Origin of the sequence: Citrobacter sp. wls706, assembly GCF_005281305.1 — a bacterium.
Classification (GTDB): domain Bacteria; phylum Pseudomonadota; class Gammaproteobacteria; order Enterobacterales; family Enterobacteriaceae; genus Citrobacter; species Citrobacter werkmanii.
Map to the genome: position 1 here is coordinate 453,622 of NZ_SZXG01000040.1, position 14,733 is coordinate 468,354.

The 14,733-nt window shown below is 53.7% G+C and carries 18 protein-coding genes; 15 read left to right on the forward strand and 3 right to left on the reverse strand.

Going from position 1 to position 14,733, the window contains the following annotated elements; translation table 11 throughout:
* Position 1: 1 nt before the first annotated feature.
* Both FDW92_RS22200 and mdcH read left to right on the forward strand, forming a co-directional pair.
* A complete protein-coding gene (locus FDW92_RS22200; protein ID WP_042312067.1) occupies positions 2–622 on the forward strand; it encodes a malonate decarboxylase holo-ACP synthase in 621 nt (206 codons plus the stop codon).
* Positions 619–1,515, forward strand: coding sequence for a malonate decarboxylase subunit epsilon (mdcH, locus tag FDW92_RS22205; RefSeq protein ID WP_042312069.1), 897 nt, complete (start codon positions 619–621; stop codon positions 1,513–1,515). The genes FDW92_RS22200 and mdcH overlap by 4 nt, the downstream gene beginning before the upstream one ends.
* 97 nt (positions 1,516–1,612) lie before the next feature.
* Here the strand turns inward: mdcH and FDW92_RS22210 are convergent, their stop codons facing one another.
* Together FDW92_RS22210 and FDW92_RS22215 are read right to left on the reverse strand one after the other, a co-directional pair.
* Entirely contained in the window at positions 1,613–2,545 is a 933-nt protein-coding gene (locus FDW92_RS22210; protein WP_042312072.1) for a LysR family transcriptional regulator, read from the reverse strand.
* 16 nt (positions 2,546–2,561) lie between these two features.
* Positions 2,562–4,463: an ABC transporter ATP-binding protein gene (locus FDW92_RS22215; protein WP_042312075.1), complete on the reverse strand. Its 1,902-nt coding sequence runs from the start codon at positions 4,461–4,463 to the stop codon at positions 2,562–2,564.
* 132 nt (positions 4,464–4,595) lie between these two features.
* On the opposite strand from FDW92_RS22215, the gene kefG reads away from it, so the two are divergent.
* The 4 genes from kefG to slyD all read left to right on the forward strand — a co-directional run bounded on the left by kefG (position 4,596) and on the right by slyD (position 7,861).
* Entirely contained in the window at positions 4,596–5,147 is a 552-nt protein-coding gene (gene kefG / locus FDW92_RS22220; RefSeq protein ID WP_024136663.1) for a glutathione-regulated potassium-efflux system ancillary protein KefG, read from the forward strand.
* Positions 5,147–6,952, forward strand: a complete 1,806-nt coding sequence (gene kefB / locus FDW92_RS22225) for a glutathione-regulated potassium-efflux system protein KefB (protein ID WP_042312077.1) — start codon at positions 5,147–5,149, stop codon at positions 6,950–6,952. The genes kefG and kefB overlap by 1 nt, the downstream gene beginning before the upstream one ends.
* An 8-nt stretch (positions 6,953–6,960) precedes the next feature.
* Complete coding sequence (locus tag FDW92_RS22230) at positions 6,961–7,161, forward strand: YheV family putative zinc ribbon protein (RefSeq protein ID WP_005121675.1); 201 nt, start codon at positions 6,961–6,963, stop codon at positions 7,159–7,161.
* 94 nt (positions 7,162–7,255) lie between these two features.
* On the forward strand, positions 7,256–7,861 hold the full coding sequence (gene slyD / locus FDW92_RS22235) for a peptidylprolyl isomerase (RefSeq protein ID WP_003023634.1): 606 nt from the start codon (positions 7,256–7,258) through the stop codon (positions 7,859–7,861).
* A gap of 198 nt (positions 7,862–8,059) precedes the next feature.
* On the opposite strand, the gene FDW92_RS22240 is transcribed toward slyD, so the two are convergent.
* Positions 8,060–8,278 carry a protein SlyX gene (locus tag FDW92_RS22240; protein ID WP_038634770.1) on the reverse strand — a complete coding sequence of 73 codons (219 nt, stop codon included), beginning with the start codon at positions 8,276–8,278 and terminating at the stop codon, positions 8,060–8,062.
* A 232-nt stretch (positions 8,279–8,510) separates the two neighbouring features.
* Here FDW92_RS22240 and fkpA point away from each other — a divergent pair, with 232 nt between their 5' ends.
* The 9 genes from fkpA to FDW92_RS22285 form a co-directional block, all read left to right on the forward strand.
* Complete coding sequence (gene fkpA / locus FDW92_RS22245; RefSeq protein WP_042312080.1) at positions 8,511–9,329, forward strand: FKBP-type peptidyl-prolyl cis-trans isomerase; 819 nt, start codon at positions 8,511–8,513, stop codon at positions 9,327–9,329.
* A gap of 167 nt (positions 9,330–9,496) precedes the next feature.
* Entirely contained in the window at positions 9,497–10,219 is a 723-nt protein-coding gene (locus FDW92_RS22250; RefSeq protein ID WP_003023643.1) for a transcriptional regulator, read from the forward strand.
* On the forward strand, positions 10,219–10,605 hold the full coding sequence (tusD, locus tag FDW92_RS22255) for a sulfurtransferase complex subunit TusD (RefSeq protein ID WP_042312083.1): 387 nt from the start codon (positions 10,219–10,221) through the stop codon (positions 10,603–10,605). Before FDW92_RS22250 ends, tusD begins: the two co-directional genes overlap by 1 nt.
* A complete protein-coding gene (gene tusC, locus FDW92_RS22260; RefSeq protein WP_042312086.1) occupies positions 10,605–10,964 on the forward strand; it encodes a sulfurtransferase complex subunit TusC in 360 nt (119 codons plus the stop codon). The genes tusD and tusC overlap by 1 nt, the downstream gene beginning before the upstream one ends.
* A 7-nt stretch (positions 10,965–10,971) precedes the next feature.
* Complete coding sequence (gene tusB / locus FDW92_RS22265) at positions 10,972–11,259, forward strand: sulfurtransferase complex subunit TusB (RefSeq protein WP_038634759.1); 288 nt, start codon at positions 10,972–10,974, stop codon at positions 11,257–11,259.
* 125 nt (positions 11,260–11,384) lie between these two features.
* The gene (rpsL, locus tag FDW92_RS22270) at positions 11,385–11,759 is read left to right on the forward strand and encodes a 30S ribosomal protein S12 (RefSeq protein ID WP_003023654.1); all 375 of its coding nucleotides are present in this window, start codon (positions 11,385–11,387) and stop codon (positions 11,757–11,759) included.
* A 95-nt stretch (positions 11,760–11,854) separates the two neighbouring features.
* The gene (gene rpsG, locus FDW92_RS22275; protein WP_003023657.1) at positions 11,855–12,325 is read left to right on the forward strand and encodes a 30S ribosomal protein S7; all 471 of its coding nucleotides are present in this window, start codon (positions 11,855–11,857) and stop codon (positions 12,323–12,325) included.
* 96 nt (positions 12,326–12,421) lie between these two features.
* Positions 12,422–14,536 carry an elongation factor G gene (fusA, locus tag FDW92_RS22280; RefSeq protein ID WP_038634754.1) on the forward strand — a complete coding sequence of 705 codons (2,115 nt, stop codon included), beginning with the start codon at positions 12,422–12,424 and terminating at the stop codon, positions 14,534–14,536.
* Positions 14,537–14,605: 69 nt separating this feature from the next.
* Positions 14,606–14,733: GTP-binding protein (locus tag FDW92_RS22285; protein ID WP_000031651.1), on the forward strand; the 128-nt coding region annotated here is incomplete at its 3' end.

A 14,733-nucleotide genomic window follows, 5' to 3' on the forward strand; every position in this document is an offset into this window, starting at 1 on the left:
CATGAGCACAACATTACGCCCACACGACTTAATCTGGCTGAACGCGCGCGACGCGCTTGAAGATGTCACGGAATCCTGGGTGGATACCGTCTGGCATAGCGGCCTGCCGGTAGTGGTGCGGCGTGATGTTGATGCGCAGGGGCGCATTCCCGTGGGTGTCCGCGGGATGAAACGCGAGCAGCGCGCCGCCGGTTGGGTAAAAGCGGAGGCGGTCGTTCGCGTCTGCTCGCCGGAATCGCTGGTGGATCCGCTGTCGCTGCTGCGTTCGCCCTTTATCTCTCAGCCACCGGTTCAGGTGGCTTTGTTATTGGCGCAGCAGGCGTGGCCGTGGACGTGGGGTATTACCGGGAGTACCGGCTATGCGCTGGCGACCGGGATCCCGGTTATCCACGCGGCAAGCGATTTGGATCTGCTGATCCGCGCGCCGCAGCCGCTCTCCCGTGAGGCGCTGGAGAAGTGGCAGCTGCAGCTGGCGGGCGGGCTGTGCCGGGCAGATACCCAGGTAGATACCCCGCGCGGCGGCTTTGCCCTCAATGAGTGGCTGCGCGATGGAAAAGCGCTGTTAAAAACCTCACAGGGGCCGCAGTTGGTCCGCGACCCGTGGGGCAGGGAGGAGTCATGAAAATTCTGTTTACCTTCCCGGGGCAGGGGACGCAGCACCCAGGGATGCTGCAAAACCTTCCGGGGACGGAGCTGACCCAGGCGCGTGACGTGCTGGGGGCCGAGGTGGATACGCTGGATAGCCCTGAAGCGTTGAAACATACCCGAGCCGTTCAACTGTCTCTGCTGATTGCTGGCGTTGCCTGGGCGCGTGAGCTGGAACGTCGTGGCGTAGCGCCGGATATCGTCAGCGGGCTGTCGATCGGCGCTTATCCGGCAGCGGTTATCGCGGGTGCGCTGGAATTCAGCGATGCGCTGCGGCTGGTGGCGCTGCGCGGTGACTTAATGGAGCAAGCATACCCACATGGTTACGGTCTGACGGCCATTATGGGGCTGACGCTCAATCAGGTGGAAGCGCTGGTAGCTGATAGCGGTACTTACATCGCCAACCTGAATGCGGAAACACAGATTGTGATTGCCGGTACCGATGAAGCGATGGCCGAAGTGGCAAAACGCGCGATGGCAAAAGGGGCAAGTAAAGCGCATCGCCTGGCGGTGAGCGTGCCATCGCATTGTGAATTGCTGGCCGAGCCCGCGCAAAAGCTGGTTGAGGCGTTCAGCCAGGTGACGCTTTCCCGTCCACGCTACGCCTATCTGAGCGGCAGTACCGGGCGCGTGCTGTGGCAGCCGGAACGCATTGCCGACGATCTGGCGATGAATATGGCGCGCACGGTGCGATGGCAGGAGGCGGTTATCTCCGCTAACGAACGTGAAGCGCGGCTGGCGATTGAAATGCCACCCGGTGGCGTGCTGACCTGCCTGACGCGTCAGGCTGCATGGGAAGGGGAGTCTATCGCTCTGGAACGCAGCGGTATGGATGTGGCTGTGCATCTGGCAAAGCGCCTTCGTGCGTGATGTGATGGCCCGATGGCGCTGCGCTTATCGGGCCTACGGCTCGGGCTACGTTGTGATTGTAGGCCGGATAAGACGCAGAGCGTCGCCATCCGGCAAATCAGGCGTTCTGGTTCAGCGTCCTGGCGTACATGCGTCCTTCGGCGGCCAGCGCCAATAGGCTTGGGTCGCGCTCGCGGTTGCGGGCAAAGACGATGGCGATAAGCTGCTGCATCTGATACGGCTCGGCGAGCTTTTGCAGCTTCACGGTATTCTCATACATTTTCTTCATTCGCCCCGGCATCAAACAGAAACCCACTCCTGCCTGTACCAGACTGAGCATGGAGAAGATGTCGTTCACCCGCGTGACGATCTCCGGCTCAAATCCGGCGATATGAAACGCTTCCTGAAAACCGGCGTAGGTGGCAAACCCTTCCGCCAGCGAGACAAATTTCTCATTACGATAGTGACGCAGGTCCGCCTTCGCGGTGGTATCCAGCCCAGCGGTCATCGGCGCGGCAAGGTAGATATCGTCGTGGAACAGGGGCAGCACTTCGAGGCTGTTGCGGTCGATTTCGCTTTCTGAAATGGAGATGAGGATGGCGTCCAGCACGCCATCTTCCAGCATCTTCAGCAGCGCTTCGTTGGATCCCATGGTGAGATCCAGCTCCAGGTCCGGGCGGCGCAGTTTCATGCCCATAATCAGGTGCGGCACCGTCTCCAGCGTCAGCGAGTAGAGCGTGCCCACCCGCAGGCGGCCCTGGCCTACGCCCGCCGTTTTGCGCGTCTCTTCCAGCCCGCGTTCCATCAGTTGGGTGACTTCCTGGCAGTATTCCAGCAACGTCCACGCTGCGGGCTGGGCGATAAGATTACGCCCTTTGTGAACGAACAGCGGGCAACGAACGTTCTCTTCCAGCGTGTGCAGCGCCCGGTGAACGCTAACGCCGCTGATGTTCAGCGCCTCGGCGGTACGGGCGATGTTGCCCTTCTCCATAAAGGTCATGAAGATGCTCAGCTTGCGGAAGGTAATATCGTTGGTCGTCAGCTGATTCATCATCGTCTTCCTATAGTTAGTCGGCCAGCATCTGTTCGAGCTGTTCCTGCGCATCCAGCCAGGCCATTTCACACTCATCCAGCCCGGATTTTGCGTTCGCCTGCTGCTGCAAACAGGCCGTGAGTTCGGCTTTGCGACTTTGATCGTACAGTTCGCTATCACCGAGTTTTTCTTCCGCCTGCGCCAACTGTGCCTGTAGTTTCTCCATCTCTTTTTCCAGACGGGCGATCTCTTTGCGCAGCGGCTGCGTCAGAGTGCGGAGTTCAGCTTCGCGACGCTTCTGATCCTTACGCGCCTGGGCGCTGTTCACGCTCTCCTTCGCCGGTTCGTCGCTCTGGTTTTCCTGTTTCTGCACATCGCTCAGCCACTGTTGATAATCTTCCAGATCGCCGTCAAACGGCTCGACTTTCTTGTCGTGCACCAGATAGAGGTCGTCGGTCGTGGAGCGAATCAGATGACGGTCGTGCGAGACCACGACCAGCGCGCCTTCGAAATCGATCAGCGCTTCGGTCAGCGCCTGACGCATATCCAAATCCAGGTGGTTAGTCGGTTCATCAAGCAGCAGCAGGTTCGGGCGCTGCCAGACGATCAGTGCCAGCACCAGACGCGCTTTTTCACCACCGGAGAAGCGGGCGGTCTGTTCGCTGACTTTATCGCCCTGGAAGCCGAAGCCGCCGAGGTAGTCGCGCAGTTTCTGCTCCAGCTCCTGCGGCGCCATGCGCGCCAGGTGCTGGATGGGCGATTCATCGGCACGTAAAAACTCCAGCTGATGCTGTGCGAAGTAACCCAGTTTAATGCCCTTGGCGAGCCCGATTTCACCGCTGATGGGGGCCAGTTCGCCCGCCAGCAGCTTAATCAGGGTTGATTTACCCGCGCCGTTACGACCGAGCAGGCCGATGCGTGAACCCGGCACCAGATTCAGTTTGATCGAATCGAGAATGACGCGATCGCCATAGCCGGCGCTGACCTTCTCCATCTTCAAGAGCGGGTTTGGCAGGCTTTCCGGTTGACGGAAGCTGAAGTGGAACGGGTTGTCGACATGCGCAGGGGCAATTAGCTCCATGCGTTCCAGCATTTTGATACGGCTCTGCGCCTGTTTTGCTTTCGTTGCTTTAGCGCGGAAACGATCGATGTAGCTTTGCAGATGCGCCACGCGCTCCTGCTGACTTTCGTACATCGCCTGTTGCTGCGCGAGGCGGGTGGCGCGCTGGATTTCAAACGCGCTGTAGTTGCCGGTGTACTCGAACATGGTTTGCTGTTCGATATGAATAATTTTATCTACTACCGGATCGAGGAAATCGCGGTCGTGGGAAATCAAAATCAGCGTACCCTGATAGCTTTTCAGCCATCTTTCCAGCCAGATCACTGCGTCAAGATCGAGGTGGTTGGTCGGTTCATCAAGCAGCAGAAGGTCTGAACGGCAAATCAGCGCCTGGGCCAGGTTAAGACGCATACGCCAGCCGCCGGAAAAATCGCTGACCGGACGTTCAAGCTGTTCATTGGAGAAGCCGAGGCCATGCAGCAGGCTTGCCGCGCGTGAGCGTACGGTCCAGGCGTCAATGGCATCCAGCTTGCCATGGACGGTGGCAATAGCGTGTCCATCGTTACGTTCGTTGGCATCGTTCAACTGCGCTTCCAGTTGACGATACTCGCGGTCGCCGTCAATCACGTACTCCAGCGCGGGCTGTGGCAATGCTGGCGTTTCCTGATTCACCCAGGCGAGTTGCCAGTTTCCCGGATAGGTAAATCCTCCGGCGTCAGCGCTGATTTCATTTTTCAGCAATGCCAGCAGAGTAGATTTACCGCAGCCATTTTTGCCCACCAGACCAACTTTCTGCCCTGGATTAATGGTGGCCGTGGCATTGTCCAGCAAGACGCGCACGCCGCGACGAATTTGTAACGATGAGAAAACAATCATAAGGCGCCGTATGTTCAGACTATGTTAATTTATCATTATGATAATGTAATGTGCGGGCCGTTTGCCGCACCGAGGCGCAATGGTAGCCCAAAACGTCGAAAATAGACAAAAGACAAAACCGGGAGGGGGATGATGTTCCAGCCAGCGAAAGTGTTGCTGCTGTATGCCCATCCGGAATCTCAGGACTCGGTCGCGAACCGGGTACTGCTTAAACCGGCCATGCAGCTCAGTAATGTTACCGTGCACGATCTTTACGCGCACTATCCTGATTTTTTTATCGACATTCCGCATGAGCAGGCGCTGCTGCGTGAGCATGATGTGATTGTTTTTCAACATCCTCTCTACACCTATAGCTGCCCGGCGCTATTAAAGGAGTGGTTTGACCGCGTACTGAGCCGCGGATTTGCCAGCGGTCCCGGAGGGAATCAACTGGCGGGAAAGTACTGGCGAAGCGTCATCACCACCGGTGAACCCGAAAGCGCGTACCGTTATGACGCGCTGAACCGTTATCCGATGAGCGATGTACTGCGTCCTTTTGAGCTAACGGCCGGTATGTGCCGCATGCACTGGATGAGCCCAATCATTGTTTACTGGGCAAGGCGGCAAACGAAGCAGGAGCTGGACAGTCATGCTAAAGCGTACGGTGACTGGCTGGTGAATCCGATTCCTGTGGGAGGCCGCTGATGGAAGGCTCTGATTTATTGACAGCGGGAGTGTTGTTCCTCTTCGCGGCGGTAGCTGCGGTGCCGCTGGCATCGCGGCTGGGTATTGGCCCGGTATTAGGGTACTTGCTGGCGGGGATCGCTATCGGCCCGTGGGGATTAGGATTCATTAGCGATGTGGATGAAATCCTGCACTTTTCCGAACTGGGCGTCGTCTTTTTGATGTTCATCATTGGGCTGGAACTTAACCCGGCCAAGTTATGGCAATTGCGGCGTTCAATTTTTGGTGTCGGTGCCGCGCAGGTGATGCTGAGCGCAGTGGTGCTGGCTGGCTTGCTGATGCTCACTGCGTTCTCCTGGCAAGCGGCAGTGGTCGGCGGCATTGGTCTGGCGATGTCATCGACCGCTATGGCGCTACAGTTGATGCGTGAAAAAGGCATGAACCGTAGCGAATCCGGGCAACTGGGTTTTTCGGTGCTGCTGTTCCAGGATTTGGCAGTGATCCCCGCACTGGCGCTGGTTCCATTGCTGGCGGGGTCTGCCGATGAACATTTTGACTGGATCAAAGTGGGCATGAAGGTGTTGGCTTTCGCCGGCATGTTGATTGGCGGACGCTATTTGCTGCGCCCTGTTTTCCGCTTCATTGCGGGGTCTGGCGTGCGGGAAGTGTTCACCGCCGCTACGCTGCTGTTGGTACTGGGTTCCGCGCTATTTATGGATGCGCTGGGATTGTCGATGGCGCTGGGAACGTTTATCGCGGGCGTGCTGCTGGCGGAAAGCGAATACCGCCATGAGCTGGAAACGGCAATCGATCCTTTTAAAGGCTTGTTGCTCGGACTGTTTTTCATCTCCGTAGGCATGTCGCTCAATCTCGGCGTGCTCTATACCCATATTCTGTGGGTAGCGGCGAGCGTAATCGTGCTGGTGGTCGTAAAAATGCTGGTGCTGTATGTGCTGGCACGACTGAACGGCATGAGAAGCTCTGAACGAATGCAGTTTGCCGGCGTGTTAAGCCAGGGCGGTGAATTCGCTTTCGTGCTGTTTTCAACGGCATCCTCGCAACGATTGTTTCAGGGCGATCAAATGGCGCTACTGCTGGTGACCGTCACGTTGTCGATGATGACCACGCCGCTGGTGATGAAGCTGATTGATAAATGGCTCTCCCGCCAGTTTAACGGCTCGGATGAAGAAGATGAAAAACCCTGGGTGGAGGATGATAAACCGCAGGTCATTGTCGTGGGGTTTGGGCGTTTTGGTCAGGTCATTGGTCGCTTACTGATGGCCAATAAAATGCGTATTACCGTCCTGGAGCGAGATATCAGCGCGGTGAATTTGATGCGCAAATATGGCTATAAGGTCTATTACGGTGATGCCACCCAAGTGGATCTGCTGCGTTCCGCGGGGGCTGAAGCGGCACAATCCATCGTCATTACTTGTAATGAACCCGAAGACACCATGAAACTGGTGGAACTTTGCCAACAGTACTTTCCGCATTTACATATTCTTGCGCGAGCGCGCGGACGTGTAGAGGCACATGAGTTATTACAGGCTGGTGTGACGCAGTTTTCCCGCGAAACGTTCTCCAGTGCGCTGGAGCTGGGGCGTAAAACGCTGGTTACGTTGGGGATGCATCCGCACCAGGCTCAGCGTGCTCAGCTGCATTTTCGGCGGCTCGATATGCGCATGTTGCGGGAACTGATCCCCATACATACCGACACGGTACAAATCTCGCGAGCCAGGGAAGCCCGGCGTGAACTGGAGGAGATCTTCCAGCGTGAGATGCAGCAAGAACGACGTCAGCTGGATGGCTGGGATGAATTTGAGTAGAGGTAATCATGGCAATTCGTAAACGTTTTATTGCAGGCGCAAAATGTCCGTCCTGCCAGGCACAGGATTCGCTGGCGATGTGGCGCGAAAATAATATCGATATTGTTGAGTGTGTTAAGTGTGGTCATCAGATGCGGGAAGCCGATAAAGAGGCGCGCGAACATGTTCGCAAAGAAGAGCAAGTGATCGGGATTTTTCATCCGGACTAGCGATATGGCGCAGCTTTTTTTAAGCTAGAGGGTACACGGGTGCAGAATTCCGCTACAATCTGCGCCACTATTCTTTCCATGCTCAGGAGATATCATGAAAGTAGCAAAGGACCTGGTGGTCAGCCTGGCCTATCAGGTACGTACAGAAGACGGTGTGTTGGTTGATGAGTCTCCGGTGAGTGCACCGCTGGACTACCTGCATGGTCACGGTTCCCTGATTTCTGGCCTGGAAACAGCGCTGGACGGTCATGAAGTTGGCGACAAATTCGACGTTGCTGTTGGCGCAAACGACGCGTACGGTCAGTACGACGAAAACCTGGTGCAGCGCGTTCCTAAAGACGTCTTCATGGGCGTTGACGAACTGCAGGTTGGCATGCGTTTCCTGGCTGAAACTGACCAGGGTCCAGTACCGGTAGAAATTACCGAAGTGGAAGACGACCACGTTGTGGTTGACGGTAACCACATGCTGGCTGGCCAGAACCTGAAATTCAACGTAGAAGTTGTTGCTATCCGCGAAGCGACCGAAGAAGAACTGGCTCATGGCCACGTTCACGGCGCGCACGGTCACGACCACGATCATGACCACGGTCACGATGGTTGCTGCGGTGGTCACGGCCACGACCATGGTCACGAGCACGGTGGCGAAGGCTGCTGCGGCGGTGGCGGTAAAGGTAACGGCGGCGGCTGCGGTTGCCACTAATACCCTTCATCTTTCAACCCACAGCGGTGTTGGCTGCGCTTTCAAATCCCGGTCACATAGTTATCTATGCTCCCGGGACTTCCTCAAGCTTGCCGCCTTGCTGTGATTTGAAATCCTTTGGGTATATGTGAGTAGGCCTGCTAAGCGTTCGCGCTATCGGGCACAAAAAAAGCGGGATATTCCCGCTTTTTTTACGTCTTAATAATGTGGCGGCGGGGTCTCTTCGGACTGAGACGCGATGTGGGACGGCTGCGTGGCTTTCAGCTTCTCAGTCAGCAGACGCAAATGATCGCGTAGTTTGGCCATTTCCAGTTCATGCGCAGTTACCGTCACGTTGAGCTCTTCAATGGTGATTTCCTGAAATGCCAGGCGGCTTTCCAGCTCGGCCAGGCGAGTTTCCAATGTTGTATCCTGCATGATTCACCTCTTTCTTTTTTCTCCGGCAGATCGCGGACTGCGGCGAATTCTACTTAACTTTGCCTGTTTGCACAGCACTCAATCTTCAGCAACGAAACTAATTTAAACAAAAAGAGTCTGAAAAGTGGTGATAATAGGGCGTGCCTGTATGTTGATTTGTTCTGCAACGCTTTATAGTACATTTTTATGTTAGATAACCCTGGGGTGAGATGCCCCGGCCCTGGAGAGATGGATGAAATCACTGTTTAAAGTAACGCTGCTGGCGACCACAATGGCTGTTGCTCTGCATGCCCCGATCACCTTCGCTGCTGATGCTGCGAAACCAGCCGCTACTGCTGACAGCAAAGCAGCATTCAAGAATGACGACCAAAAAGCCGCTTACGCGCTGGGCGCGTCCCTGGGTCGTTATATGGAAAACTCCCTGAAAGAGCAGGAAAAGCTGGGCATCAAACTGGATAAAGATCAGCTGATCGCTGGCGTTCAGGATGCGTTTGCTGACAAGAGCAAACTGTCCGACCAGGAAATCGAACAAACTCTGCAGGCGTTTGAAGCGCGTGTGAAGAGTTCCGCTCAGGCGAAAATGGAAAAAGACGCGGCTGACAATGAAGCCAAAGGTAAAGTTTACCGTGAGAAATTTGCTAAAGAGAAAGGCGTTAAAACCTCTTCCACTGGCTTGATCTACAAAGTAGAGAAAGAAGGTACTGGCGCAGCGCCGAAAGACAGCGATACCGTGGTTGTAAACTACAAAGGTACGCTGATTGATGGTAAAGAGTTTGACAACTCCTACACCCGTGGCGAGCCGCTCTCTTTCCGTCTTGATGGTGTTATCCCTGGCTGGACCGAAGGCCTGAAAAATATCAAGAAAGGCGGTAAAATTCAGCTGGTTATCCCACCGGATCTGGCTTACGGCAAAACCGGCGTTCCGGGTATTCCGGCCAACTCTACGCTGGTATTTGATGTTGAACTGTTAGACATCAAACCGGCACCGAAAGCCGAGGCGCAGCCAGATGCTGCACCGGCCGATAAAGCTGCAGACAGCAGCAAAAAGTAAGCGAACAGTAACCGCCGCCCACAGGGCGGCGGTTTTTTATTATCGACAGGATATAATTAATACTGGAAAGCGCCTTGTGCGCTGTATTACTTTAGATGCCCCTATAATAGTGATGAGCCTGCCCTGACAACATAACGACAGGCTCCTGAAAAGGAGTGCTTTTTTTCATGTCCAGGTCGCTTTTAACCAACGAAACCAGTGAGCTAGATTTACTGGATCAACGTCCTTTCGATCAAACTGACTTCGATATCCTTAAATCCTATGAAGCGGTAGTGGACGGGTTGGCGATGCTCATTGGTTCCCATTGTGAAATCGTATTGCACTCTTTGCAGGATTTGAAATGCTCGGCTATCCGCATTGCGAACGGTGAACACACGGGCCGTAAAATTGGCTCACCGATAACCGACCTTGCATTGCGTATGCTGCATGATATGACGGGTGCGGATAGCAGCGTGTCGAAGTGTTACTTCACGCGCGCGAAAAGCGGTGTCTTGATGAAGTCGGTGACGATTGCCATTCGTAACCGAGAGCATCGCGTGATTGGTCTGCTGTGCATCAATATGAACCTCGATGTGCCATTCTCGCAGATAATGAATACCTTTATCCCACCGGAAACCCCGGAAGTGGGTTCTGCCGTGAACTTTGCTTCTTCTGTAGAAGATTTGGTCACCCAGACGCTGGAATTCACGATCGAAGAAGTGAATGCCGATCGTAATGTTTCCAATAATGCGAAAAACCGCCAGATTGTCCTGAATCTGTATGAGAAAGGTATCTTCGATATTAAAGATGCGATTAACCAGGTCGCCGATCGGTTGAATATCTCCAAGCACACGGTCTACCTCTATATTCGCCAGTTCAAAAGCGGCGATTTCCAGGGGCAAGACAAGTAATGCGCTTTACCATCATGGTGACGGGACCTGCTTATGGCACACAGCAGGCGAGTAGCGCGTTGCAATTTGCCCACGCGCTACTTAAAGAAGGGCATGAGTTATGCAGCGTCTTTTTCTATCGTGAAGGTGTGTATAACGCTAACTTCCTGACTTCGCCCGCCAGCGATGAGTATGATCTGGTACGGGCCTGGCAACAGCTGAATCAACAATATGGCGTGACGCTGAATATCTGCGTTGCAGCGGCGTTGCGTCGTGGTGTTGTTGATGAGGCTGAAGCAAAGCGGCTTGGACTGGCAGGTGCTAATTTACAATCAGGTTTTAATCTCAGCGGGCTGGGTTCGCTGGCTGAGGCGTCCTTGACCTGCGATCGCGTGGTGCAGTTTTAATGAAACGTGTTGCTTTTGTCTTTTCTACCGTGCCGCACGGCAGCGCATCCGGCCGTGAAGGGTTAGATGCATTACTGGCGACATCTGCGCTCACGGAAGATCTCGGCGTGTTTTTTATCGGCGATGGCGTCTTCCAGATCCTCCAGGGTCAACAACCGGACGTCGTTCTGGCACGAGACTATATCGCAACGTTCAAGCTGTTGGGGTTGTACGATATCGATCAATGTTGGCTTTGCGCCGCCTCATTACGTGAGCGGGGGCTTCAGCAGGGTGTTAATTTTGTGGTTGATGCCACGGCGCTGGAACCTGAAGATTTACGCCGTGAGCTAGGCAACTATGACGTCATTTTAAGGTTTTGAGACTCTCATGCTGCACACACTACACCGCTCCGCGTGGCTTACCGATTTCTCCTCTCTTCTTCGCCTGATTGAAAAAGACGATGAACTTTTATTGCTCCAGGATGGCGTGACGGCGGCAATAGAAGGAAGCCGTTTCCTTGAAAGTCTGCAAAACGCCTCCATTAAGGTCTCTGTGCTGGAAGAAGACATTAAAGCTCGCGGGTTAGATGGTCAAATTTCAGACAGTGTCGTCAGGGTTAGCTATACTGACTTCGTCAGACTTACGGTGAAGCATCCCAACCAGATGTCCTGGTAATTGCGGGATCGTTGTATATTTCTTGACACCTTTTCGACACCGACCTAAAATTCTGCGTCCTCATATTGTATGAGGTCGTTTTATTACGTGTTTACGAAGCAAAAGCTAAAACCAGGAGCTATTTAATGGCAACAGTTAACCAGCTGGTACGCAAACCACGTGCACGCAAAGTTGCAAAAAGCAACGTGCCTGCGCTGGAAGCATGCCCGCAGAAACGTGGCGTATGTACTCGTGTATATACTACCACCCCTAAAAAACCGAACTCCGCACTGCGTAAAGTTTGCCGTGTTCGTTTGACTAACGGTTTTGAAGTGACTTCCTACATCGGTGGTGAAGGTCACAACCTGCAGGAGCACTCCGTGATCCTGATCCGTGGCGGTCGTGTAAAAGACCTCCCGGGTGTTCGTTACCACACCGTTCGTGGTGCGCTTGACTGCTCCGGCGTTAAAGACCGTAAGCAATCACGTTCCAAGTATGGCGTGAAACGTCCTAAGGCTTAATGGTTCTCCGTTAAGTAAGGCCAAACGTTTTATATTAATGTCAAACTAAACTCTTAGAGTTTTGGACAATCCTGAATTAACAACGGAGTATTTCCATGCCACGTCGTCGCGTCATTGGTCAGCGTAAAATTCTGCCGGATCCGAAGTTCGGATCAGAACTGCTGGCTAAATTTGTAAATATCCTGATGGTAGATGGTAAAAAATCTACTGCCGAAACTATCGTATACAGCGCGCTGGAGACCCTGGCTCAGCGTTCTGGTAAAAACGAACTGGAAGCTTTCGAAGTAGCTCTCGAAAACGTGCGCCCGACTGTCGAAGTTAAGTCTCGCCGCGTTGGTGGTTCTACTTATCAGGTACCAGTTGAAGTCCGTCCGGTCCGTCGTAATGCCCTGGCAATGCGTTGGATCGTTGAAGCTGCTCGTAAACGCGGTGATAAATCCATGGCTCTGCGCCTGGCGAACGAACTTTCTGATGCTGCAGAAAACAAAGGTACTGCAGTTAAGAAACGTGAAGACGTTCACCGTATGGCAGAAGCCAACAAGGCGTTCGCACACTACCGTTGGTAATCCCTTCGGAGTTTTAGTCACCAGGCGGGCGCTTCTAGTAAGCAGCCCGCTTTGGGCTACTTAAATTGAACGCCTAAAAGATAAACGAGGAATCAAATGGCTCGTACAACACCCATCGCGCGCTACCGTAACATCGGTATCAGTGCGCACATCGACGCCGGTAAAACCACTACTACCGAACGTATTCTGTTCTACACCGGTGTAAACCATAAAATCGGTGAAGTTCATGACGGCGCTGCCACCATGGACTGGATGGAGCAGGAGCAGGAGCGTGGTATTACTATCACCTCCGCAGCGACTACTGCATTCTGGTCTGGTATGGCTAAGCAGTATGAACCGCATCGCGTAAACATCATCGACACCCCGGGGCACGTTGACTTCACTATCGAAGTAGAACGTTCCATGCGTGTGCTTGATGGTGCAGTAATGGTTTACTGCGCAGTTGGTGGTGTTCAGCCTCAGTCTGAAACCGTATGGCGTCAGGCAAACAAATATAAAGTTCCGCGCATTGCGTTCGTTAACAAAATGGACCGTATGGGTGCGAACTTCCTGAAAGTTGTTGGTCAGATCAAAACCCGTCTGGGCGCGAACCCTGTTCCGCTGCAGCTGGCGATTGGCGCTGAAGAAGCGTTCACCGGTGTTGTTGACCTGGTGAAAATGAAAGCCATCAACTGGAACGAAGAAGATGCAGGCGTAACCTTCACTTATGAAGATATCCCGGCTGACATGCAGGAACTGGCTGACGAATGGCACCAGAACCTGATCGAGTCCGCTGCAGAAGCTTCAGAAGAGCTGATGGAGAAATACCTGGGTGGTGAAGAACTGACTGAAGAAGAGATCAAAAAAGCTCTGCGTCAGCGTGTTCTGAACAACGAAATCATCCTGGTAACCTGTGGTTCTGCGTTTAAGAACAAAGGTGTTCAGGCGATGCTGGATGCGGTAATTGATTACCTGCCATCCCCAGTCGACGTACCTGCGATCAACGGTATTCTGGACGACGGTAAAGATACTCCGGCTGAGCGTCACGCTAGCGATGATGAGCCGTTTGCTGCTCTGGCATTCAAAATCGCTACTGACCCGTTCGTGGGTAACCTGACCTTCTTCCGTGTGTACTCTGGTGTGGTTAACTCCGGTGACACCATCCTGAACTCCGTGAAAACTGCACGTGAGCGTTTTGGCCGTATCGTTCAGATGCACGCCAACAAACGTGAAGAGATCAAAGAAGTTCGCGCGGGCGATATCGCTGCTGCAATCGGTCTGAAAGACGTGACCACTGGTGACACTCTGTGTGACCCGGATCACCCGATCATTCTGGAACGTATGGAATTCCCTGAGCCGGTAATCTCCATCGCGGTAGAACCGAAAACCAAAGCTGACCAGGAAAAAATGGGTCTGGCTCTGGGCCGTCTGGCTAAAGAAGACCCGTCTTTCCGCGTATGGACTGACGAAGAATCTAACCAGACTATTATCGCTGGTATGGGTGAACTGCACCTCGACATCATCGTTGACCGTATGAAGCGTGAATTCAACGTTGAAGCGAACGTCGGTAAACCTCAGGTTGCTTACCGCGAAGCGATTCGCGCGAAAGTTACCGATATCGAAGGTAAACACGCCAAGCAGTCTGGTGGTCGCGGTCAGTACGGTCATGTTGTTATCGACATGTACCCGCTGGAGCCGGGTTCAAACCCGAAAGGCTACGAGTTCATCAACGACATCAAAGGTGGTGTAATTCCTGGCGAATACATCCCGGCCGTTGATAAAGGCATCCAGGAACAGCTGAAATCCGGCCCACTGGCTGGTTACCCGGTTGTTGATCTGGGCGTGCGTCTGCACTTCGGTTCTTACCATGACGTTGACTCCTCTGAGCTGGCGTTTAAACTGGCCGCTTCTATCGCCTTCAAAGATGGCTTTAAGAAAGCGAAACCAGTTCTGCTTGAGCCTATCATGAAGGTTGAAGTAGAGACTCCGGAAGAGAACACCGGTGACGTTATCGGTGACTTGAGCCGCCGTCGTGGTATGCTTCGTGGACAGGAATCCAACGTCACTGGCGTTGTTATCCATGCTGAAGTTCCGCTGTCTGAAATGTTCGGATATGCAACCCAGCTGCGTTCTCTGACCAAAGGCCGTGCTTCTTACTCCATGGAGTTCCTGAAGTACGACGATGCGCCGAACAACGTTGCTCAGGCCGTTATTGAAGCCCGTGGTAAATAAGCCACAGGATTAAAACCTAAGTCCCGTGCTCTCTCCATAGGGGAGAGCACTATAGTAAGGAATATAGCCGTGTCTAAAGAAAAATTTGAACGTACAAAACCGCACGTTAACGTCGGCACCATCGGCCACGTTGACCACGGTAAAACTACCCTGACCGCTGCAATCACCACCGTACTGGCTAAAACCTACGGCGGTGC

What these genes read in the sequence shown, in the direction of transcription:
- tusD (WP_042312083.1), top strand. Translation starts at nt 10,219, where the DNA reads ATGCGCTTTACCATCATGGTGACGGGACCTGCTTATGGCACACAGCAG.
- FDW92_RS22215 (WP_042312075.1), bottom strand. Translation starts at nt 4,463, where the DNA reads ATGATTGTTTTCTCATCGTTACAAATTCGTCGCGGCGTGCGCGTCTTG.
- FDW92_RS22200 (WP_042312067.1), top strand. Translation starts at nt 2, where the DNA reads ATGAGCACAACATTACGCCCACACGACTTAATCTGGCTGAACGCGCGC.
- mdcH (WP_042312069.1), top strand. Translation starts at nt 619, where the DNA reads ATGAAAATTCTGTTTACCTTCCCGGGGCAGGGGACGCAGCACCCAGGG.
- kefB (WP_042312077.1), top strand. Translation starts at nt 5,147, where the DNA reads ATGGAAGGCTCTGATTTATTGACAGCGGGAGTGTTGTTCCTCTTCGCG.
- fkpA (WP_042312080.1), top strand. Translation starts at nt 8,511, where the DNA reads ATGAAATCACTGTTTAAAGTAACGCTGCTGGCGACCACAATGGCTGTT.
- fusA (WP_038634754.1), top strand. Translation starts at nt 12,422, where the DNA reads ATGGCTCGTACAACACCCATCGCGCGCTACCGTAACATCGGTATCAGT.
- slyD (WP_003023634.1), top strand. Translation starts at nt 7,256, where the DNA reads ATGAAAGTAGCAAAGGACCTGGTGGTCAGCCTGGCCTATCAGGTACGT.
- FDW92_RS22210 (WP_042312072.1), bottom strand. Translation starts at nt 2,545, where the DNA reads ATGAATCAGCTGACGACCAACGATATTACCTTCCGCAAGCTGAGCATC.
- tusC (WP_042312086.1), top strand. Translation starts at nt 10,605, where the DNA reads ATGAAACGTGTTGCTTTTGTCTTTTCTACCGTGCCGCACGGCAGCGCA.
- kefG (WP_024136663.1), top strand. Translation starts at nt 4,596, where the DNA reads ATGTTCCAGCCAGCGAAAGTGTTGCTGCTGTATGCCCATCCGGAATCT.
- tusB (WP_038634759.1), top strand. Translation starts at nt 10,972, where the DNA reads ATGCTGCACACACTACACCGCTCCGCGTGGCTTACCGATTTCTCCTCT.
- FDW92_RS22230 (WP_005121675.1), top strand. Translation starts at nt 6,961, where the DNA reads ATGGCAATTCGTAAACGTTTTATTGCAGGCGCAAAATGTCCGTCCTGC.
- rpsL (WP_003023654.1), top strand. Translation starts at nt 11,385, where the DNA reads ATGGCAACAGTTAACCAGCTGGTACGCAAACCACGTGCACGCAAAGTT.
- rpsG (WP_003023657.1), top strand. Translation starts at nt 11,855, where the DNA reads ATGCCACGTCGTCGCGTCATTGGTCAGCGTAAAATTCTGCCGGATCCG.
- FDW92_RS22240 (WP_038634770.1), bottom strand. Translation starts at nt 8,278, where the DNA reads ATGCAGGATACAACATTGGAAACTCGCCTGGCCGAGCTGGAAAGCCGC.
- FDW92_RS22250 (WP_003023643.1), top strand. Translation starts at nt 9,497, where the DNA reads ATGTCCAGGTCGCTTTTAACCAACGAAACCAGTGAGCTAGATTTACTG.